This window comes from uncultured Pseudokineococcus sp. (assembly GCF_947495735.1).
Classification (GTDB): domain Bacteria; phylum Actinomycetota; class Actinomycetes; order Actinomycetales; family Quadrisphaeraceae; genus Pseudokineococcus.
Genome location: NZ_CANMAA010000009.1, coordinates 93,253 through 112,462 on the forward strand (window position 1 = coordinate 93,253; position 19,210 = coordinate 112,462).

General features: G+C 77.3%; 20 protein-coding genes. 5 read left to right on the forward strand and 15 right to left on the reverse strand.

Annotated elements, in window-relative coordinates:
- Positions 1 to 24: 24 nt before the first annotated feature.
- Positions 25 to 714, forward strand: a complete 690-nt coding sequence (locus Q0848_RS13010; RefSeq protein WP_299038215.1) for a DUF1684 domain-containing protein — start codon at positions 25 to 27, stop codon at positions 712 to 714.
- Between the two features lie 109 nt (positions 715 to 823).
- Here the strand turns inward: Q0848_RS13010 and Q0848_RS13015 are convergent, their stop codons facing one another.
- The 3 genes from Q0848_RS13015 to Q0848_RS13025 form a co-directional block, all read right to left on the reverse strand.
- On the reverse strand, positions 824 to 1,783 hold the full coding sequence (locus Q0848_RS13015) for an ABC transporter substrate-binding protein (RefSeq protein WP_299038217.1): 960 nt from the start codon (positions 1,781 to 1,783) through the stop codon (positions 824 to 826).
- Positions 1,784 to 1,944: 161 nt separating this feature from the next.
- Positions 1,945 to 2,697: an ABC transporter permease gene (locus Q0848_RS13020; RefSeq protein WP_299038219.1), complete on the reverse strand. Its 753-nt coding sequence runs from the start codon at positions 2,695 to 2,697 to the stop codon at positions 1,945 to 1,947.
- Positions 2,694 to 3,407 carry an ABC transporter permease gene (locus tag Q0848_RS13025; RefSeq protein WP_299038220.1) on the reverse strand — a complete coding sequence of 238 codons (714 nt, stop codon included), beginning with the start codon at positions 3,405 to 3,407 and terminating at the stop codon, positions 2,694 to 2,696. The genes Q0848_RS13020 and Q0848_RS13025 overlap by 4 nt, the downstream gene beginning before the upstream one ends.
- 24 nt (positions 3,408 to 3,431) lie before the next feature.
- On the opposite strand from Q0848_RS13025, the gene Q0848_RS13030 reads away from it, so the two are divergent.
- Both Q0848_RS13030 and Q0848_RS13035 read left to right on the forward strand, forming a co-directional pair.
- Positions 3,432 to 4,592, forward strand: a complete 1,161-nt coding sequence (locus Q0848_RS13030; protein WP_299038222.1) for an ABC transporter ATP-binding protein — start codon at positions 3,432 to 3,434, stop codon at positions 4,590 to 4,592.
- Between the two features lie 70 nt (positions 4,593 to 4,662).
- Positions 4,663 to 5,586: an NAD(P)-dependent oxidoreductase gene (locus Q0848_RS13035; RefSeq protein WP_299038225.1), complete on the forward strand. Its 924-nt coding sequence runs from the start codon at positions 4,663 to 4,665 to the stop codon at positions 5,584 to 5,586.
- An 81-nt stretch (positions 5,587 to 5,667) separates the two neighbouring features.
- Here Q0848_RS13035 and Q0848_RS13040 read toward each other — a convergent pair whose 3' ends face one another.
- The 3 genes from Q0848_RS13040 to Q0848_RS13050 form a co-directional block, all read right to left on the reverse strand.
- Entirely contained in the window at positions 5,668 to 7,587 is a 1,920-nt protein-coding gene (locus tag Q0848_RS13040; protein WP_299038227.1) for a PP2C family protein-serine/threonine phosphatase, read from the reverse strand.
- Positions 7,588 to 7,609: 22 nt separating this feature from the next.
- On the reverse strand, positions 7,610 to 8,065 hold the full coding sequence (locus Q0848_RS13045; protein WP_299038229.1) for a MaoC family dehydratase: 456 nt from the start codon (positions 8,063 to 8,065) through the stop codon (positions 7,610 to 7,612).
- Positions 8,066 to 8,263: 198 nt separating this feature from the next.
- Entirely contained in the window at positions 8,264 to 8,818 is a 555-nt protein-coding gene (locus Q0848_RS13050; RefSeq protein WP_366146588.1) for a carbonic anhydrase, read from the reverse strand.
- A gap of 150 nt (positions 8,819 to 8,968) precedes the next feature.
- On the opposite strand from Q0848_RS13050, the gene Q0848_RS13055 reads away from it, so the two are divergent.
- Positions 8,969 to 9,700, forward strand: a complete 732-nt coding sequence (locus tag Q0848_RS13055) for an HAD family hydrolase (protein ID WP_299038233.1) — start codon at positions 8,969 to 8,971, stop codon at positions 9,698 to 9,700.
- Between the two features lie 40 nt (positions 9,701 to 9,740).
- Here Q0848_RS13055 and Q0848_RS13060 read toward each other — a convergent pair whose 3' ends face one another.
- Positions 9,741 to 10,997 carry an acetyl-CoA C-acetyltransferase gene (locus tag Q0848_RS13060; RefSeq protein WP_299038235.1) on the reverse strand — a complete coding sequence of 419 codons (1,257 nt, stop codon included), beginning with the start codon at positions 10,995 to 10,997 and terminating at the stop codon, positions 9,741 to 9,743.
- A 131-nt stretch (positions 10,998 to 11,128) separates the two neighbouring features.
- The gene (locus Q0848_RS13065) at positions 11,129 to 11,524 is read right to left on the reverse strand and encodes a hypothetical protein (RefSeq protein ID WP_299038237.1); all 396 of its coding nucleotides are present in this window, start codon (positions 11,522 to 11,524) and stop codon (positions 11,129 to 11,131) included.
- 67 nt (positions 11,525 to 11,591) lie between these two features.
- Here Q0848_RS13065 and Q0848_RS13070 point away from each other — a divergent pair, with 67 nt between their 5' ends.
- Positions 11,592 to 12,221 carry a trimeric intracellular cation channel family protein gene (locus tag Q0848_RS13070; RefSeq protein ID WP_299038239.1) on the forward strand — a complete coding sequence of 210 codons (630 nt, stop codon included), beginning with the start codon at positions 11,592 to 11,594 and terminating at the stop codon, positions 12,219 to 12,221.
- A gap of 19 nt (positions 12,222 to 12,240) precedes the next feature.
- Here Q0848_RS13070 and Q0848_RS13075 read toward each other — a convergent pair whose 3' ends face one another.
- The 7 genes from Q0848_RS13075 to Q0848_RS13105 form a co-directional block, all read right to left on the reverse strand.
- On the reverse strand, positions 12,241 to 12,759 hold the full coding sequence (locus Q0848_RS13075) for a mycothiol transferase (protein WP_299038241.1): 519 nt from the start codon (positions 12,757 to 12,759) through the stop codon (positions 12,241 to 12,243).
- 78 nt (positions 12,760 to 12,837) lie between these two features.
- Positions 12,838 to 13,095: a hypothetical protein gene (locus Q0848_RS13080; protein ID WP_299038243.1), complete on the reverse strand. Its 258-nt coding sequence runs from the start codon at positions 13,093 to 13,095 to the stop codon at positions 12,838 to 12,840.
- Positions 13,096 to 13,240: 145 nt separating this feature from the next.
- Positions 13,241 to 14,188, reverse strand: coding sequence for a hypothetical protein (locus Q0848_RS13085; RefSeq protein WP_299038245.1), 948 nt, complete (start codon positions 14,186 to 14,188; stop codon positions 13,241 to 13,243).
- An 89-nt stretch (positions 14,189 to 14,277) separates the two neighbouring features.
- Positions 14,278 to 16,101, reverse strand: coding sequence for an alpha-glucosidase (locus tag Q0848_RS13090; RefSeq protein WP_299038248.1), 1,824 nt, complete (start codon positions 16,099 to 16,101; stop codon positions 14,278 to 14,280).
- 110 nt (positions 16,102 to 16,211) lie between these two features.
- The gene (locus Q0848_RS13095) at positions 16,212 to 17,069 is read right to left on the reverse strand and encodes an alpha/beta fold hydrolase (protein WP_299038250.1); all 858 of its coding nucleotides are present in this window, start codon (positions 17,067 to 17,069) and stop codon (positions 16,212 to 16,214) included.
- Between the two features lie 113 nt (positions 17,070 to 17,182).
- On the reverse strand, positions 17,183 to 18,127 hold the full coding sequence (locus Q0848_RS13100) for an exopolyphosphatase (protein ID WP_299038252.1): 945 nt from the start codon (positions 18,125 to 18,127) through the stop codon (positions 17,183 to 17,185).
- Positions 18,128 to 18,265: 138 nt separating this feature from the next.
- The gene (locus Q0848_RS13105) at positions 18,266 to 19,177 is read right to left on the reverse strand and encodes a RimK family alpha-L-glutamate ligase (protein WP_299038254.1); all 912 of its coding nucleotides are present in this window, start codon (positions 19,175 to 19,177) and stop codon (positions 18,266 to 18,268) included.
- Between the last annotated feature and the right edge of the window lie 33 nt (positions 19,178 to 19,210).

Sequence of the window (19,210 nt, forward strand, 5' to 3'; positions counted from 1 at the left end):
CCGCCGCGGTGCGAGGGTGGCACGGTGACGAGCGCGAGCACCGGCAGCCCCGCGGCCGCGGGGCAGACCCCCGCATCCTCCCGCCTGGTGTTGCTCGACTGGCGCCGACGCGTCGAGCGGCTCTACGCCGAGGTCCGCGCCGCCGCGCAGGAGGACCCCGCGGCGGCCCACGCGCACTGGCGCGCGGGGCGCGAGGGGCTGCTGGCGCGGCACCCGGCCTCCCCGCTGCTGCCCGAGCACCGCGAGGGCTTCGCCGGGCTGCCGGTGGCGCCCTACGACGCCGCGCACCGCCACGAGGTCGAGGTCGAGCCCTGGACCGGGGGCCCGGACGCACCGGGCGGCCGCTTCTCCTACCGCACCGGCACCGACGGCGTGGTCGAGTTCGAGCGGGCGGGCACGGCGGACCTGCCCGGCGTCGGGTCCCTCGCGCTGTGGTGGCTCGTCGGCTACGGCGGCGGCCTGTTCGTCCCGCTGCGCGACGGCGCCTCCGGCCGCTGGAGCTACGGCGGCGGCCGCTACGTCCTCGACACGGTCAAGGGGGCCGACCTGGGCGCGGCGAGCGACGGGCGGCTCGTGCTCGACCTCAACTTCGCCTACCCGCCCTCGTGCGCCTACGACCCGGCGTGGGCCTGCCCGCTGCCGCCGGCGGACAACCGCGTCGAGGCCCCCCTGGAGGTCGGCGAGGCCCACGCCGGCCCCTGGGCCGAGCACTGACACCCGCCCCTGCTGCGCGCCGCCGAGCGCACGACAGGGGGTGCACGACGGGTGCGGACGCCGAGAGCCCCCGCGCGGTGCGCGGGGGCTCTCGGCGTCGGAGCGGGTGTCAGCCCTCGATGAGGCCCTGCTCGACGAGGTAGTCGCGGGCGACGTCCTCGGGCAGCAGGCGCTGCTCGTCCACCTGCAGGTTCAGCTGCGTCAGGTCCTCCGTGGTGAGCACGGGGGCGAGCGCGTTCAGCGCCTCGGCGACGCCCGGGTCGCCGGCGGTCTCCTCGTTGACGACGGGCACCAGGTTGTCCGCGGCCTGCAGCCCCTGGTCGTCCTCGAGGATGACCAGCCCGAGGCCCTCGAGCGTGCCGTCGGTCGTCCCGGTGAGGCCCAGCTGGGCGCTGCCGTCGACCACCTTCTGCTTGCCGGTGATGCTGGCGAAGGAGTCGCCCGTGACGCCGGCGACGTCGAGGCCGTAGGTCTCCTCGAGCCCGGGGGCGCAGAAGGGCCGGTCCAGGCACTCGTCGCCCGCGGCGATGGTGACGGGCTGCCCCAGCTCGCCGAGGTCGGTGAGGGTCTCGAGGCCGTTCTCCTCGGCGAACGCCTGCGTCACGTAGAAGCCGTTGGTGTCCGCGGCCTCGGCGGGCTCGAGGAACGCGAGCCCCTGCTCCTCGAGCAGCGGCTGCCCCGCCTCGATCGTCGCGTCGACGTCGCTGCTGGTGATCTCCTCGGCGTCCGGGCCGTTGGCCTGGCGGTTGAGGTACTGCACGAACGTGGCCGCGTACTCCGGCACGACGTCCATCTCGCCGCTGACGAGCGCCGGCGCGTAGATCTCGCGCTGCTCGGCGGTCTGCGTGTCGACGGTGTAGCCGGCCTCCTCGAGCAGGAGGGCGTACATGCTCTGCATCACCGACATCTCGGTGAACTGCGCGCCACCGACGGTGAGCGAGCCACCGCCGCCGCCGCCCGCGGTCGCGCCCGGGTCGGCCTCCTCGAAGGCGTCGCCGCCGCCGCCGCAGGCGGTCAGGAGCAGGGAGCCGGCCAGCAGGCCGGGCAGGAGGAGCTTCTGGGTGCGCACTCGGGGGTCTCGCCTTCTGTGTCCCGCGGCCACGGGGCCGCGCGTGTCCGGCGCGGGCCTTCGGGCCCGCACGAGCAGCCAGTGAACCCGACGCCCGAGGCGGCGTCGCGCGGGGAGCGGCCCGCTCCCGTCACGATCGCGTCACGCCGGGAGGCGCCGCGTCACCGAGCGGCCTGGGCCGCCCCCTGGGCCGACGTGCCGGCTCCCTCGCCGGCGGAGCGCCCGGGCACGGGGTCCTCGGGGGCGTCGTCGCCGCCGCGCCGCGACCGGCGGCCGGACCGGCGCTCCACGGCGCCCAGCCCGACCTCCGTGGCCAGCGCCAGCAGGGCCACGAGACCCGCGCCGGCGATGACCAGCCGGGTGTCCTGGCTGACGAAGCCCGTGTTGATCACGCGGCCGAGCGCGCCGCCTCCGACCAGGCCCACCACCGTCGTCGTCGCCACCACCTGCACCGCCGCGAGCCGCAGGCCGCTGAGCAGGAGCGGCATCGCCATGGGCAGCTCGACGCGCCAGAGCAGCTGCCAGCCGCTCATCCCCAGCCCCCGCCCGGCGTCCACGGCCGCGGGGTCGGCCTCGCGGACGCCCGTCCAGGTGTTCGTCAGCAGCGGGGGGATGGTGAAGAGCGCCAGCGCGACGGTGAAGCTCGGCACGTTGGCGCCGAAGGGGGCGGGCATGAGGACGAGGAGGACCAGGAGGGCGTAGGTCGGCACGGCGCGCCCGATCCCGCCGATGTTGAGGGCGACGAACCCGCCGCGGCCCACGTGGCCGAGCCAGAGCCCCACGGGGATCGCGACGACCGCGGCCACGAGGAGGGCGAGCGCGCTGATCCCCACGTGCTCGACGAGGCGGTCGACCAGGCCGTCCTCCCGCGTCCAGGTGGCCGGGTCCAGCAGGTACTCCAGGACGCCGCTCACGCCGCGACCCCCCTGCGCCACGGGGTCAGCCATCGCCGCAGCCCGACCAGCAGGAGGTCCACGAGGACGGCGAGCACCACGCACAGCACGGTCGCCGTCAGCACCTCGGCCTTGAAGTAGCTGGTGAGCCCCTGGTTGACGAGGTTGCCCAGCCCGCCGGAGTCGAAGAGGAAGCCGATCGTCGTGAGCGCGACCGTCGAGACGGCGGCGATGCGCAGCCCGGCGAAGGCCGTGGGCAGCGCGAGCGGCAGCTGCACCTCGCGGAGCAGCCGCCAGCGGCCGTAGCCCATGCCGACGGCCGCGTCGACGGCCTCCCCGGGGACGGCGTCGAGGCCGGCCACGAGGCCCCGCACGAGCACCGTCAGGGAGTAGAGGACGAGCGCGACCACCACCGTCCGGGCGCTGAACCCGATCACCGGCAGGAGCAGGGAGAACATCGCCAGCGAGGGGATCGTGTAGACGACGGTCGAGGCCCCCAGCACGAACCCGCGCACCCACGCCGTGCGGTGCGCGAGCACCGCGAGCGGCAGGGCCAGGAGCACGCTCACCGCGAGCGTCACGAGCAGGATCGCCACGTGCTGCTGCAGGGCCGCGAGGATCTGCTCCGAGCGCGTCGTCACGTACAGCGGGCAGACCCACTCGTTGCGCAGCAGGCAGTTGTCCGCGACGCTCCCCGCGTGCAGAACCGAGCCAGCAGCCACGTCGATCACCGCGGAGACGCTAGTGGAGACGCCATGATCCGGCTCGACGGCCTGGGCAAGCGCTACCCCGACGGCACCGTCGCGGTCGGCGAGCTGGACATGGAGGTCGGCCGCGGCGAGCTCGTCGCGCTCGTGGGGCCGTCGGGCTGCGGCAAGTCCACGACGCTGCGGATGGTCAACCGCCTCATCGAGCCGACGAGCGGGCGCATCGTCCTCGACGGGGACGACGTCACCGACGTCAGCGCGGTCGAGCTGCGCCGCCGCATCGGCTACGTCATCCAGCAGGTGGGCCTCTTCCCCCACCTGAGCGTCGGGGACAACGTCGCGACCGTCCCGCGGCTGCTGGGGTGGGACAAGGCGCGCCGGCGCGAGCGCACCGCGGAGATGCTGGACCTCGTCGGGCTGCCCGCCGGCACCTACGCCGACCGGTACCCCCACGAGCTCTCGGGCGGCCAGCAGCAGCGCATCGGCGTCGCGCGCGGCCTCGCCGCCGACCCCGACGTCCTGCTCATGGACGAGCCCTTCGGCGCCGTGGACCCGATCGCCCGCGACCGCCTGCAGGGCGAGTTCCGCCGCATCCAGTCCGACCTGCACAAGACCGTGCTCTTCGTCACGCACGACATCGACGAGGCCGTGCGGCTGGCCGACCGCATCGCCGTGTTCAGCGAGGGCGGGAAGCTCGAGCAGCTCGCCGAGCCGGCCGCCGTCCTCGGCGCGCCCGCCAGCGAGTTCGTCGCCGACTTCGTCGGCAGCGACCGCGGGCTGCGGCGCCTCGCCGTGCAGCCCGTGGAGGAGCAGGACCTGGTGCACCCGCCCGTCGTGCGCCTGCACGACCGCGCGGCCGAGGCCCGCCGGACCATCGCCGGCGCCCCCGAGCCCTACGCCGTCGTCGTCGACGAGGCGGGCGACCTGCGCGGCTGGGTGTCGGCGCGGGCGCTCGAGCAGTGCTCCGCGGACGCACCGGTCGAGGAGGTGGCGCGCCGCTTCGGCGAGACGGTGGGCCTCGGGGAGTTCCTGCGCCGGGCCCTGTCCGAGCTGGTGCAGCACGACGCCGGGTGGCTGCCCGTCGTCGACGGCGACCGCTACCTCGGCGTGCTCACCCCCGACGCCGTGTACGCGGCGCTGCGGCGCACGGTCCCCGGTGACGGCGGCGTCGACGCCGAGCACGAGACCCCGCTGCTCCGGGCGGTCTGAGGCCGCGAGCGCCCGGCGCCCGGGTGCCGGTGCGCGTGCGGGGGTCGCGCGCGAGGGCCACGATCGCCCCATGAGCCCGGCGCCCTCCGCTCCCGACACCCCCGCCCCCGACGTCCCCGCCCCCGTCGCCGTCCTCGGCGCCGGCCTGCTCGGGTCGGCCATGGCCGCGCGGCTCGGCGAGCGCGGTCGTGACGTGCGGCTCTGGAACCGCTCCCCGGCGCGCGCCGTCGAGGCCGCCCGCGACGCACCGGGCGTCCGGGCGGTCGAGGACCTCGGCCGCGCCGTCCAGGGCGTCGGCGTCGTCCTGACGGTGCTGCGGGACGGCGACGCCGTGGCCGCGGTGGCGCGCCGGGTCCTGCCCGCCCTCGCCCAGCGGGCCTCCCCCGTGCCCGGCGGACCGGTGTGGGTGCAGGCGAGCACCGTGGGCCCGCGAGCGGCGGGCGAGCTGCGCGCGCTCGCCGACGAGGCGGGCGTCGCCGTCCTCGACGCGCCCGTCTCCGGCAGCACGGACCCCGCCCGCCGCGGCGCCCTGACGTGGCTCGTGGCGGGCGACCCGGACGTCCTCGAGCGCGCCCGCCCGGTGCTCGACGACCTCGGCCAGCGGGTGCAGCTCGTCGGCGCCCGCGAGGAGGCCAGCGCGCTCAAGCTCGTCGTCAACGCGTGGATGACCGGGGCGACCGCCGTCATGGCCGACGCCCTCGCGCTCGCCGAGCGCCTCGGCACGGACCCGGCGGCCCTGCGCGACGTCCTGGACGGCGGCCCCCTGGGCATGCCGTACGCGCTCGGCAAGGCGGCCATGATGACGAGCGGCGCCTACCCGGCGGGCTTCCCCGCCGAGCTGGCCCTGAAGGACCTCGACCTCGCGGCGGAGGGCGGAGCGCTGCCCGGGGCGCTCGAGCCCGTGCGCGAGCGCCTGCGCGCCGTCACCGCGAGCGGCCGCGGCCGCGAGGACGTCGCCGTCCTCGCCGAGGGCGGCGACGCGACCTCCGGGTGACGGGGGCGGTCACGGGCGGCCACCCGCGGGTCGACCCTCCCCCCGGCCCAGCAGCCGGCGTCAGCCCGCCGTCCCGCGGCGTCAGAGCACCCTGACGGCGACGAGCGCCACGTCGTCCTCGCGCGGCCCGGGCGCGCAGGCCTCCAGCACGACGTCGCACAGGCGCTGGGCCGAGCGGCGCTCGTCGGCCGAGAGCGCCGACAGCACCTCGAGCAGCCTCGCCTGGCCGACGTCCACGCCCTGGTCGCGGCGCTCGAGCAGGCCGTCGGTGCACAGCACGAGGACGTCGCCGGGGGCGAGCAGGACCGAGACCGGGGTGCGCGCGGTCGTCGGCCGCACGCCGAGCAGGAGGTCGTGGTCGCCCGGGGCGATCTCCGCCCGCCCGTCCGCGCGGAGCACGACGGGCGGGGGGTGGCCCGCGTTGGACCACACGAGGCGCCAGCCGCGGGGGCCGAGGTCGTCCAGGCGCCCGACGAGGGCGGTCGCGATCGTGCCCAGCCCCAGGCCGTCCATGGCCGCGTCGGTGCGCGCGAGCACCTCGTCCGGCGGCTCGTCCGTCGTGTAGGCGATGCCGCGCAGCAGGCTGCGCAGCTGCCCCATGCCGGCGGCGGCCGCGACGTCGTGGCCCATGACGTCCCCGATGACCACGACCGGCGACCCGCTCGGCTGGACGAGGACGTCGTACCAGTCACCGCCGACCTCGACGCGGCGCGCCGAGGGCTCGTAGCGGACCGCGACCTCCAGCCCGGGCAGCCTGGGCGGCGGCGTCAGCATGCTGCGCTGCAGCCCCTCGGCCAGGCGCTTCTGGGCGCGGAAGAGCACCGCGGAGTCCAGGGCGCCCCCGGCGCGGCGGGCGACCTCGGCCGCCGTCTCCAGCTCCGCCGGGGTGTGCGGCCCCCGCTCGCGGCTGGTCACCAGGAGCAGCGAGCCGACGGTCCGGTCCCGGACGCCGAGGGGCAGGAGGACGGTCCCGCACGGGTCGAGCGCGGAGAAGGCGGCCGCCGTGGCCGCGTCGGGGATCGCCGCGGCCACCTCGGCCTCGGAGATGCGCTCCACGACCACCGGCCGCCGCGAGCGCAGCGGGCCCGCCAGCGAGGCGCCGAGGGCGCGCCCCCGGACGAGGGCGGCGCCCAGCGCCGCCACCTCCTCGGCGCGGGCGGGGTCGCGGTGGGCGTGGCCGCCCTCGCGCCAGCGGCCGTGCTCGTCCACGAGGGTCACGAGGCACCAGTCCCCGAGCGCGGGGACCACGAGCCGCGCCAGCGCGCCGACGGAGCGGTCCACGGACGTGCTCTCGAGCACCTCCTCGTCGGGTCCCGACCCGAGGAGCGCCGGCTCCCCGACGTGGCCGGACGCCGTCGCCGCGAGGACCCGCCCGACCTCGGAGAGCACCGCCAGGCGCGCCCGGGCGTCCTCGACGTCCGCGAGCGCGCGGTCGCGCTGCTCGTCGGCGGCGACCCGGCCCAGCGCCTGCGCCGCCACCGCGCCCAGGGCCTCCAGGAGCACCGCCGCCTCCGAGGGGGGCGGCGAGGCCCAGCTGGCCGCGAGGGCGCCGAGGACGCTGCCGCGCACGCGCAGCGGCACGGCCGCGGCGGCCGCCGGGGCCGAGCCCCCCGCGACGAGCTCGGGGAAGCGGCGGGCGACGTCGGCGGCGGAGACGGCGGCGACCACGCGCCCGGTGCGGGCGGCCCTGGTCTCCGGCAGGTCCGAGCCGGCGGGCACCCCCTCCGCGACGCCGCCGGGCGCCGACCAGCGGAGCATCGCGGGCTCCTCCCCCGACGCGCCGCCGGCTCCTGCGGGCTCCCCCTCGGCGTCCAGGAGCAGGACCGCGCCGCCGGACGCGCCCGTGAGCGGCACCCCCGAGCCCAGCACCCGCTCGACCACCTCGCCGCGCGTCGTGGCCCCCACCAGCGCCGTCGCCACCTCCAGCAGCGACCAGGCCGAGGCCACGCCGAGGGAGCCGTCGACGACCTCCTCGGGCGGCCCCTGCGCCTGGTGCGTCATCGGAGCACCGCGGTCTTCCGCCTCAGGCCAGGTGGCGGAGGACGACGTCGGCCGCCAGCACGGGCCGCTCACCGCCCTCTCGCTCGCCCAGGAGGGACAGGACCACCTGCACGCCCCCGGCCACCTCGGCGGCCGACGCGAGCGTCCCCGACAGGCGCAGGCGCGAGCCCACCGGCAGGGGCGCCGGGAAGCGGACGCGGTCCAGGCCGTAGTTGAGGACCAGGGAGGACCGCTCGACCCGGAGCAGCTCGGCGGTGAGCGGGACGACGAGGGCGAGGGTCATGAACCCGTGGACGACCGTCGTCCCGAAGGGCCCCGCCGCCGCGCGCTCGGCGTCGACGTGGATCCACTGCTCGTCGTGCGTGGCGCGCGCGAAGGCGTCCACCTCGGGCTGGCTGACCTCGTGCCAGCTGCTGGTGCCGAGGTCCTCTCCCTCGTGCCCGAGGAGGTCGGCCGGTGTCTCCACGACGAGCGCCACGGGACGAGTGTCTACCGCACGCGGCGCCGCGTGCGCGCGCGCCCACCGACGCGAGCGCCCCGTGCACCCGGTCGGCGGCGCGGGCGCCGTCCGCCGGCGCACGGGGCCGCGGTCGGGAGGGGCTCGGGGGTGGGAAGGGGGCAGGGGTGGGAAGGGGGCAGGGGTGGGAGGCGGTCGGGGGTGGGAGGGGGTCGGTCGTCAGACCTCCGGGACGACGACCTCGAGGCGGCCGGTGCGCACGTCGTAGATGCTCCCGGCCACGGGCAGCCCGGCGGGCAGGTAGGGGGAGCTGCGGATGCGCTGCACGTCGTGCTCGAGGGTGCGCTGCTGGTCGGGGATGGTGCGGAAGTGCAGGCTGCGCGTGTCCACCCCGGCGCCGGCCGCGATGGTCTCGTGCACCTGCTCGTCGGTGGCCTTGGTCATGCGGCAGTCGGTGTGCCCCACCACGAGCACGCGCTCGACCCCGAGCAGGTGGACGGCGAGCACGAGGGTGCGCAGGACGTCGCCGGTCACGCGCGCCCCCGCGTTGCGCAGGATCTTGGCGTCGCCGGGCTGCAGGCCCAGCATCTCCAGCGGGGAGATCCGGGAGTCCATGCACATCACGAGGCCGAGGCCCTTGGCGGCCTGCCCCGGCAGGCCCGTGTCCGTGTAGGTGCGCGCGTGGTCGGCGTTGGCGGCCAGCACGTCGTCGAAGGAGGTCACGACGCCGGATCCCACCAGGTCGCGGCCCGGCGCGGGACGTCGGCCCGGCATCCGGGCGCACCGGGCTCCCCTCCGAGGGCCCAGCCGGCGACGGATCGCCCACCGGGGCCCCTCCTCGAGGGCGAGCCGACGACGACTCGCCCCCGTGGCGCCGGGCCGCGCGAGGCGCGCCGGCGCGGCGGCGCGGCCCAGGATGGCGCCGTGCCCGCCCCGCCCCTCGTGCTGCTCGACCTCGACGGCACGCTGCTGGACCACCGCACCTCCGTGCGCCTCGCCCTCGAGCGCTGGACCGACGAGCTGCGACCGCCGCGCCTCCCCGCGGACCTGCACGGGGCGTGGCTGGCGGCCGAGCAGCGCCACTACCCGGCCTGGCGCGAGGGCTCGGCGAGCTTCGCCGAGCAGCGCCGGCGACGGCTGCGGGACGTGCTGCCCCTGCTGGGCCTGCCCGTGGGGGACGACGACGAGCTCGACGCCGTCTTCACCGGGTACCTGACCGCCTACGAGGCCGCGTGGACGGCCTTCCCCGACGTGGACGCCGCCCTGGAGGAGCTCGCGGCGGCGGGGCTGCGGACGGCCGTCCTGACCAACGGCGTCGTCTCCCAGCAGCGGGCGAAGCTGGCCGCGATCGGCCTGCGCGACCGGGTCGGCACCGCGGTGACGGCCGAGGAGCTCGGCGTGGCCAAGCCCGACCCGCGCGCCTTCGCCCGGGCCTGCGCGCGCCTCGGACGAGCTGCGGCCGAGGTCGTCTCGGTCGGCGACGACCACGCCCTCGACGTCGTGGCCGCCCGGGCCGCCGGCCTGCGCGCCGTCCACCTGGACCGCCGCGGCGAGGGCCCGGCGGACGAGGCGCACCGGACGACGACCCTGCGCGGGCTCGCCGACCTCGTGCTCGCCCTCCCCCGCCCCCCGCGGGCCCCGGGGCCGACGGGCTGAGCCACCGGCCCCGGCGCCCCGGCGGAGCGCTCCGCCGGCGTCAGGACAGCCGCTCGAGCACCATCGCCATGCCCTGGCCGCCGCCGACGCACATCGTCTCCAGGCCGATGGTCGCGTCGCGCTCCTGGAGGCCGTGGACGAGCGTGGAGGTCATCCGGGCCCCCGTCATCCCGAAGGGGTGGCCGACGGCGATCGCGCCGCCGTGGACGTTGAGCCGGTCCTCCTGGACGCCGAGCTGGCGCGCCGCGGGCACGACCTGCGCGGCGAAGGCCTCGTTCAGCTCGACGAGGTCCACGTCGCCGATCTCCATCCCCGCGAGCGCGAGCGCGCGACGGCTGGCCTCCACCGGCCCCAGGCCCATGACCTCCGGGGACAGCGCCGACACGGCGGTGGAGACGACGCGCGCCAGCGGCGTGATGCCGAGCTCGCGGGCGCGGACGTCGCTCATGACGACGAGCGCGGCGGCGCCGTCGTTGAGCGGGCAGCAGTTGCCGGCGGTCACGGTGCCGTCGGGGCGGAAGACCGGCTGCAGCGCCGCCAGCCCCTCCGCCGTGACGCCGGCGCGGGGCGAGTCGTCGGCGTCGACGACGGAGCCGTCGGGCAGGACGACGGGCGTGATGTCGCGCGCCCAGAAGCCGGAGGCGATCGCGTCCTGGGCGCGCTGCTGCGACCGCAGGGCGTAGGCGTCCTGCTCCTCGCGCGTCACGCCCCACCGGGCGGCCACGTCCTCGGCCGTCTGGCCCATGGCCACGTAGGCGTCCGGCAGCAGCCCGTCCTCGCGGGGGTCCCGCCACGTCGGGGCGCCGCCCGCCGCGCGCTCGGCGGTGCGCGCGCGGGCGTCGTCGAAGCGGGGGTTGGTCCAGGGGTTGCGCTCGCCCGCCGTCGCCGACGGGGCGTCCGCGGGCGGGGCGTCGCTCGAGCCCCGCGCGAAGCGGCTGACGACCTCGACCCCGGCGGAGACGACGACGTCGGCCTCCCCGGCGCGGATCGCGTGCATCGCCATCCGCGTGGTCTGCAGGCTCGAGCTGCAGTAGCGCGTCACCGTGGCGCCGGGCACCCCGTCCAGGCCGAGCAGGACGGCGACGACCCTGGCCATGTTGAAGCCCTGCTCACCGCCGGGCATGCCGCAGCCGAGCAGCAGGTCGTCGACCGAGGCCGGGTCCAGCTCGGGCACCGCCTCGAGGGCGGAGCGCACGACCTGGGCGGTCAGGTCGTCCGCGCGCAGGCCCGCGAGCGAGCCCCTCCCCGCGCGGCCGATGGGCGAGCGGGCGAGGGAGACGACGACGGCGTCGGGCACGGGAGCTCCTCGGCGGTGAGGCGGCGGTGGCGGCGCGGTGCGCGCGGCTCCAGTGTCACCCCGTCCCGCGCCCGTCCGGGAGCGCGGTCGCGGCCGCGGCCCCGGGCTGGGCGAGTGGACCCGCGCGGGGCTCAGGCCCCGCAGGTCGCGTCGGGGGCGACCTCGGTGTCGATCTCGCCCGTGTCGAGCCCGGACTCGGCGAGGGCGTCCTCGCCCTGCGCCCAGTCGGCCGTGGCCAGCTCCTCGTCGGAGCCCTCGCACAGGACCGTCAGGGAGTAGACGCCGTCCTCGCTGCGGTCCCCCTGCAGGTCGGCGACGATCGCCTCCACGCCGAGCTCCACCGGCTCCTCGTCGATGCTCACCTCGATGGCCGTGCCGGCGTCGGTGGTCTCCTCGGAGACCACCTCGTAGGCGGGGGCCTGGGAGATCAGGTCCGGCTCCCGGTCGGTGCCGGTCTCCACCGAGGCGCTGCACGCGCTGAGCAGGAGCAGGAGGGGGGCAGCGGGGGCGAGGTGGCGGGCGCGCATGCCCGCGACAGTGCCACGGGCCCCGCGGCGTCGCAGCGCGGAAGCCGTGCGCCCCTAGCCTCTCCGCGTGGAGACGTCCGTGCTGTCGCTCGTCCTGGACCTCGGCGGCGTGTTCGTCTTCGCCCTCGCCGGGGCGCTGGCCGCCGTGCGGGCGCGCCTGGACGTGATCGGCCTCGTCGTCGTCGCCATGGTGTCCTCGATCGGCGGCGGCCTCGTGCGCGACGTCCTGCTGGGCACGGAACCGCCTCTCGCGCTGCGGGACTGGCGCTACCTGGCGGTGCCGACGGCGGCCGCCGCGCTGGCCTGGGGGCTGCACCCCCGCCTGGAGCGCCTGCGCCGCTCCGTGCGGGTGGCGGACGCCTTCGGGCTCGGCTTCTTCTCGGTGTCGGGCACGGCGACCGCCCTGACGGCCGGCCTGGCGCCGCCGCAGGCGTGCCTGCTGGGGGTGCTCACGGGCGTCGGGGGCGGGGTCATCCGCGACGTGCTGCTGCGCGAGGTGCCGCTCGTCCTGTCGGACGGGCAGTTCTACGCGGTGTCCGCCCTCGCCGGGGCGCTCCTCGTCGCGGTCACGTGGGAGCTGGAGGTCTACGGGCTGGCCGCCGCCGCGGCCGGCGTCGCCCTGGTCGTCGTCCTGCGGCTGCTCACGCTGCGGCTGCGGTGGCACATGCCGGTGCCCGCCGACTCCCGGCGCCGCTGACGCCGCCCCCGCCGGGCGCTCAGCGCCCCAGCAGCCCCCGCGCGTAGCCGGCCTGGCCGAGGTGCTGCAGGCAGTCCGAGGCCACGCTCGCCAGGCGGACGCCGTAGGTGACCGGCGGGTCCCACGCCTCGTCGACGACCCGGTCGAGGTCCTCGGGCGACAGCTGCGCGACCACCTCGTCCGTCCGCGCGCCGACCGCGTCGGCGTACCCGGCCAGCAGGTCGGCGCTCGCGCGGACCCGGGCCACCTGCTCCGGGCCGTGCCCGTAGCCCGTGTCCTCCGGGGGCAGGTCGAGCGCGAAGCGGTCCGCCCAGCTCGGGCCGCCGTCGACGGGCGAGGTCCAGACCTGCTCGAGGCCCGCGGCGTCGGCGACGTGGTCGTCCATCACCCGCGCCTGGTGCCACACGAGCCAGGCCACCGGGTTGGCGCCCGGCCGGGGCGGCCGCGCCAGCTCCTCCTCGTCGAGCCCGTCGACGACGGTGGGGGCCAGCGCCCGGGCGCGCCCGAGCACCTCCTGCAGCAGCGAGCCGGTGTCCATGCCGACCACGCTAGGCAGCCGCCGGCTCGCGCGCGCGGCGTCGGCCGCCACGGCCCCGCGCCGACGGCAGGTCCGGGCTCAGCCGACGAGCGAGGCGCCGCCCGTCGCGGCCAGTCGCTCGTCGAGCAGCCGGTCGATGACGTCGGACAGGACGCGGGCCGCCCGCGGGCGCACGAGGCGGTCGGCGCGGGCGTGCGCGAGGAGGGCGTCGAGCTCCTCCGGGCTGCGGGGCCGCGGGACGCGGGCTGCGGCGGGCGGGCACGGCCCGGCGGGACGCGCGCCGGCCTGGTCGGCAGAGGTGCGCGTGGTGCTGGGCTGGGGACCGGTGCGGGCCACGGAGACCTCCGGGGTCTCGGGGCGGACCGACTGGTCCGCGGGTGCCCTGGTCCTCGGCGCGACGCGCCGCCGCCTCCAGCGCTCACCCGTCCGGCCCGGCGCGCCCACCCGTCCGGCCCAGCGCCCCCGGCGGCGCGACGGCGCCTCAGCCGGGGCGGACGGCGGCGTCCAGGCGGCGCCGCACGTGCGGCCACGAGCCGCCGTGCACGGCGACGAGCGCGGGCGTCGCCCACCGCAGGACGCCGGCCTCCGCCGAGGCGTCCGTGCCGCCCACGAGGGCCAGCGCCCTCCCGGGCACGCGGACGGCGCGGACCGCCGGCGCCGTCGGCGGACCGCCGAGGGCGGCTCCCCGGCCGGCCGAGGACGCCATCGCCCACAGCTCCTCCGGCCCCCTCCCCGCCGTCTGCACCACGACGGCGTCCCCGCTGCGCCCGGTGGAGGCCGCTGCAGCGGCCGTGGGCACCAGGGAGCGCGCCGGGCGGAGCCGGCCGCCGATGTCGACGAGCACCTGCCGGCCCACCGCGGGCACGGGCAGCGAGAGGTGCAGCCCGCGCAGCCGCACCGGGCCGTCGCGCCGGACGGCCGCCGAGGCGCGCACCCTCAGGACGCCCGTGCGCCCCAGCTCGAGCTCCACGTCCGCGTCCACGCCCAGGGCCTCGTCCCGCGACCGCACCACGAGGCGCTGGGACCCGCCGCTGGTGACCTCGAGCGCGGCCGACCGGCGCACCAGCACCGGCGCGGCGGCGTCCTCCCCCGGGACGACCAGCAGGCCCGGCGCGGGGTCGCCCCCGCGGTCGCGGCCCCGCTCGTCCCCAGGGTCGGCCCCGGTCGGCAGCAGGGGCGAGCCGGGCAGCACCTCGCCGGAGGCGGGGGACGCCGCCGCGAGCGCCAGCGCCTCCGTCTCGTCGGGCGAGAGGTCACCCAGGTCGCCGCCCCAGTGCAGCACCCGCGGGGCACCGGGGGCGTCCGCGGCGAGCAGCACGCTCGTGCCCGCGGCGCGCAGGTGCACGACCGAGGGCACGCCCCACGGGTCGGCCACACCGGCCCCGTCGGGGTCGGCGCCGCCGTCCGCGGGCCTCCCGCGCTCGTCCATCCGCCCATCGTCGTGCTCGTCCGCCTCCGGCGCCGCGCCGAAGCGCCCGGGAGGCGTCCTGCAGGGCGCCCGGACCGGCGCCGGGGCGCTCAGGCGGTGCGCAGCACGCGGGCCTCCCACGGGGCGAGAACGGGGTCGGCGAGCACGTCGGCCTCGTCGCGGCCGTGCGCGGTGCCGAGCACCAGCTCGGCGGCGCCCACGGCCTCGGGCAGCAGGTCGGCCAGGTCCACCGGCGTGCCGCCCACGTTGGCGACCACGAGCAGCTCGTCCGACGCCGGACGGCCGTCGGCGTCGGCGCCCTCGAGGCGGCGCGTGAAGGCGTAGACCTGCTCGTGCTCGGGCAGCAGCATGCGGAAGTCGCCCAGGGCCACCACCGGCCACTCGTGCCGCAGCGCGACCAGGCGCCGGTAGTGCGCGAGCACCGAGGTGGGGTCGGCCCGCTGGGCCTCGGCGTTCCACTCCCCGTGGTCGGGGTTCACCGCGATCCACGGCTCGCCCGTCGTGAAGCCCGCCGACGCCGAGGCGTCCCACTGCACCGGGGTGCGGGCGTTGTCGCGGCTGGAGACCGCCACCCGCGCCAGGACCTCCTCGGGGTCGGCGCCGTGGCCCGCCTCCTCGGCGAGGTGGTTGAGGCTCTCGATGTCCCGCAGCTCCCCGGCCGAGCGCCACGGGAAGTTCGCCATCGCGAGCTCCTCGCCCTGGTAGACGTACGGCGTCCCCCGGTGCAGGTGGAGCAGCGTGGCCAGGCACCGCGCCGACGCCGCCCGGTGCTCCGGGGAGTCGTCGCCCCACCGCGACACGATCCGCGGCTGGTCGTGGTTGTTCCAGTACAGGCTGTTCCAGCCGCGCTCGGCCAGGCCCGCCTGCCAGCGCCCGAACGAGGCCTTGAGCGCCAGCAGGTCCAGCGGCACCGGTCGCCACTTGCTGCCGTCGTGGTCGAGGTCGACGTGCTCGAACTGGAAGACCATGTCGACCTCGGCCGACTGCGGGTCGGTGAACCGCTGGGCGTCGGCGACCGTCACCCCGGGCATCTCCCCCACGGTCAGCAGCGCCTCCGGCCGCCCGGCGAACACCTCGGCGTGCATCTCCGCCAGGTAGTCGTGGATGCGCGGGCCGCAGAGGTACTGCTCGCCCCCACCGGCCAGGCCCGTGCGCGGGTCGGCGTCACGGCCGTCGGCCAGCGACCCGTCCTCGGCGACGTGCTTGCTGATCATGTTGATGACGTCCATGCGGAAGCCGTCGACCCCCCGGTCGAGCCACCACCGCATCATGTCGTGCACCGCCGCGCGGACCTGCGGGTTCTCCCAGTTGAGGTCGGGCTGCTTGCGTGCGAACAGGTGCAGGTAGTACTCCCCGGAGGCCTCGTCGAGGGTCCAGGTGGGCCCGGAGAAGTGCGAGCGCCAGTTCGTGGGCTCCGCGCCGGGCGCGCCGGCCGGCATGCCCTCGCGCGGGCCCCGCCACCAGTACCAGTCGCGCTTCGCGCTCGACGGCGAGCTGCGGGACTCGACGAACCACGGGTGCTCGTCGCTGGTGTGGTTGACCACGAGGTCCATCACCAGCTTCATCCCGCGGGCGTGCAGCCCCTCGGTGAGGGCGTCGAGGTCCTCCAGCGTCCCGAAGGCCGGGTCCACCGCTCGGTAGTCGCTGATGTCGTACCCGTTGTCGTCCTGCGGCGAGGCGTACACCGGGGAGAGCCAGACGACGTCGACCCCGAGGTCGGCGAGGTGGTCCAGCCGCGAGGTGATCCCGCGCAGGTCGCCCACGCCGTCGCCGTCGGAGTCGGCGAAGGACCGCGGGTACACCTGGTAGACGACCGCGCTGGTCCACCAGGGCGCCGCACCCGGGCCCGGACCCGCCCCGTCGGGCGCCGTGACGACGCGGGGGCGGGCGGAGGTGGACGGCGGCGCGCTCATGCCCGCTGATCCTGCCGTCCCGGGGCGCAGCCGCGCACGGCGGTCGGCCGCGGCCGGCGGGCCGCCCCGTCCGACCTCGCGGCCCAGCCCTCGCGCCCGGGGGCGCGACCTCAGCCCCGCAGGTGCTCCAGCATCGCGGCCGCGACATCGCGGGGGGAGTCCTCCGTGGGGATGTGCTTGCCGGCCACCTCGACGAGGTCGGCGCCCGGCACCTGCTCCACGTAGCGCCGGGCGAACTCGATCTTCTGGAAGTCGTCGTCGCGGCCCCACACCAGGCGCGTCGGGAGCGCCCTGTCCACGAGGCCGGGCACGAGGTCGAGCGTGTACCGGGGGTCGGCCGCCCCGGCCATGGCCGACCAGGAGCGGACCCGCGCCTCGGAGCGCCACGGCTGGACGTAGTCCTCCACCTCGTCGGAGCTCAGCTCCCGCCCGACGGCCGCGCCCACGGACGCCCGGCGTCCGTCCAGCGTCGACGCGACGGTGGCGGCGGCGCGCACCCTCGGGTCCTGGAACCGGGCGACGGCCGGCACAGGCCAGGAGTCGAGCACCACGGCGTTCAGGAGCACCAGCCGGCGGACGCGGTCGCCCCCGTGGACGACGAGGTGCTGGGCGACGCCGCCGCCGATGTCGTGGGCGCCGAGGAGGAACTCCTCCATGCCGAGCGCGTCCGCGGCGCGCAGCACCGTCTCGGCGAGCGCGGGCACGGTGGCGCGGGCGACGTCCAGCTCGCCGTCGCTGAGCCCGAAGCCGGGCAGGTCGAGCGCGACCGCGCGGAAGTGCTCCCCGAGCTGCGGGAGCACCGGCTGCCAGACGCGGCTCCAGAAGGTGCCGTGCAGGAGCAGGAGCGGGGGCGCGTCCGGGCGCCCCGCCGTGAGGCAGGACAGCGAGACGCCGTCGACCTCCACCTGCTCGCGTCGCAGGCCGGTGCTCGTCGTGCCGTCGGTGCTCGTCGTGCCGTCGGTGCCCATGGGCCCACGGTGGCACGCAGGAGGACCCGGGACGCTCCCGGCGGCCGGCGACGCCCGGGCTGCCCGGGTCGCCGCCCGGGCTGCCCGGGTCGCCGCCGCGGAGCCGTGGGCCCTCAGCCGGCGACCAGCGCCCCGCGCTCGGTGGAGACGGCGTCGACGACCTCGGCGAGCACGCGCTCGGCGTCGGCGTGCGGCACCTGGCAGGTGCCGGCGGCCTGGTGGCCGCCGCCGCCGTGGGTCAGGCAGACGGCGCCGACGTCCACGGGCGAGGTGCGGTCGACGATCGACTTGCCCACCGCGAGCACGGTGTTCAGCCTCTCCCGGCCCCAGAGGACGTGGACGGACACGCGCGCGGTCGGGTACAGCGCGTAGACGACGAACCGGTTGCCGGCGTGGACGACCTCCTCCTCGCGCAGGTCGACGACGACGACGTCCCCGCGCACGGTGCTGCAGCGCCGCAGCTGGGCCTCGAAGAGCGCGGACTGCGCGCGGTAGAGCTCCACGCGCTCGGCGACGTCGGGCAGGGCGAGGATCTCGTCGACGTGCTGGTGCTCGATGCACGCGTCCACCAGCTGCATCATCAGCTGGTAGTTCGAGACGCGGAACTCCCGGAAGCGGCCCAGCCCGGTCCGGCTGTCCATGAGCACGTTGAGCAGCGTCCAGCCCTGCGGGTCCAGCACCTCCTCGATCCCGTACGCGGCCGAGTCGGCGCGGTCGACGGCGTCCATGAGCTCGGGCGAGACCTGCGGGAAGCGCTCGGCGCCGCCGAAGTGGTCGTAGACGACCCGGGCGGCCGACGGCGCGCCGGCGTCGATGACGTGGTTCGGGCGCTCCCCGGCCAGGCGCAGCGTCTCGGAGTGGTGGTGGTCGAAGACGAGGTGCGCGGCGGGGGCGTAGGGCAGGTTCGTGAGGACGTCGCGCCCGGTGATCTCCACGACGCCGTCCTGGACGTCCTTGGGGTGGACGAAGGTGATCTCGTCGACGAGGCCGAGCTGGCGCAGCAGCACCGCGCAGACCAGGCCGTCGAAGTCGCTGCGGGTGACCAGGCGGTACGTCACGGGGTGTGCTCCTGGAGGGGTCGGTCGTCGGAGGAGCCGGGGCGCTCCCCTCCCCCCGTCGGCAGGTCCGCCGTCGACCTGAGGCGTCGCTGGCGCGCCCGACGCGGTGCCGCACCCGAGCCGCGCCGGGTGGGCCGCTCAGGCGTCCAGGCGCCCGAGGTAGCGCGCGATCGCCCGGGGCCCCGAGCGCGGCGCGACCGCCTCGACGTCGGGGTTGTAGTTGGTGTTCGTGTTGACGTCGTACGTCACGACCCGGCCGTCGACCGTCTCGATCGACTCGATGCCGGCGATCGCCGTGCCCGTGGCCGCGAGGAAGCGGCGGTAGGCGTCCAGCTGCGGGGGCTCGTAGCCCTCGCGCAGGGAGAACAGCGGCTCCTGGCCGGGCAGGGCGCACGCGTCGGCGGGGCACAGCTCGAAGCCCTGCGCGGTGGAGACCCGCACGGAGTACACGTGCTCGCCGTCGACGACCTCGGTGCGCGTGACGACCGGCTCGGCCGCGACGAGCAGCTCCTGCAGGAGCCAGACGCCGTTGGCGGGCGGGTCCAGCTCGCCGGCGGCCAGGGCGTCGCGCAGCTCGTCCACGCCGTCGAAGCGCCGGACGCCGAGGCCCTTGCCGCCCTGGTCGTGCTTGGTGATGAAGGGCGCGCCCCCGCTGACGGCGGTGAAGCGCTCCGCCGCCGCGACGAGCCGGTCCTGCCCCAGGACGGCCGTCGTCCGCGGGACGTCGACGCCCGCCGCCCGCAGGGCGGCGTGCTGGGCGACCTTGCTCATCTCGAGCTCGAGGACGCCGCGCCCGTTGACGACCGTCCGCCCGTGCCCCTCGAGCCAGGACAGCACGGCGCGGGTCTGCTCCTTGGCGAGCACGTGGCCGCGGGTGTGGGCCGAGGCGCTCATCCGCGACCAGAAGAGCCCCTCCGGCGGCACCTCGTCGAGCGCGAGCTCGCCGTCCCCGGTGAGCAGCCACTGCTCGACCGGGACGCCCTCGGCGTCGAAGGCCGCGGCGAAGGGCGGCCACCACTCGGGGTTCTCGTGCAGCGCGTAGACGGTCACGCCCGCACCAGCGCTCCGCCGCCGGGCGCTGTT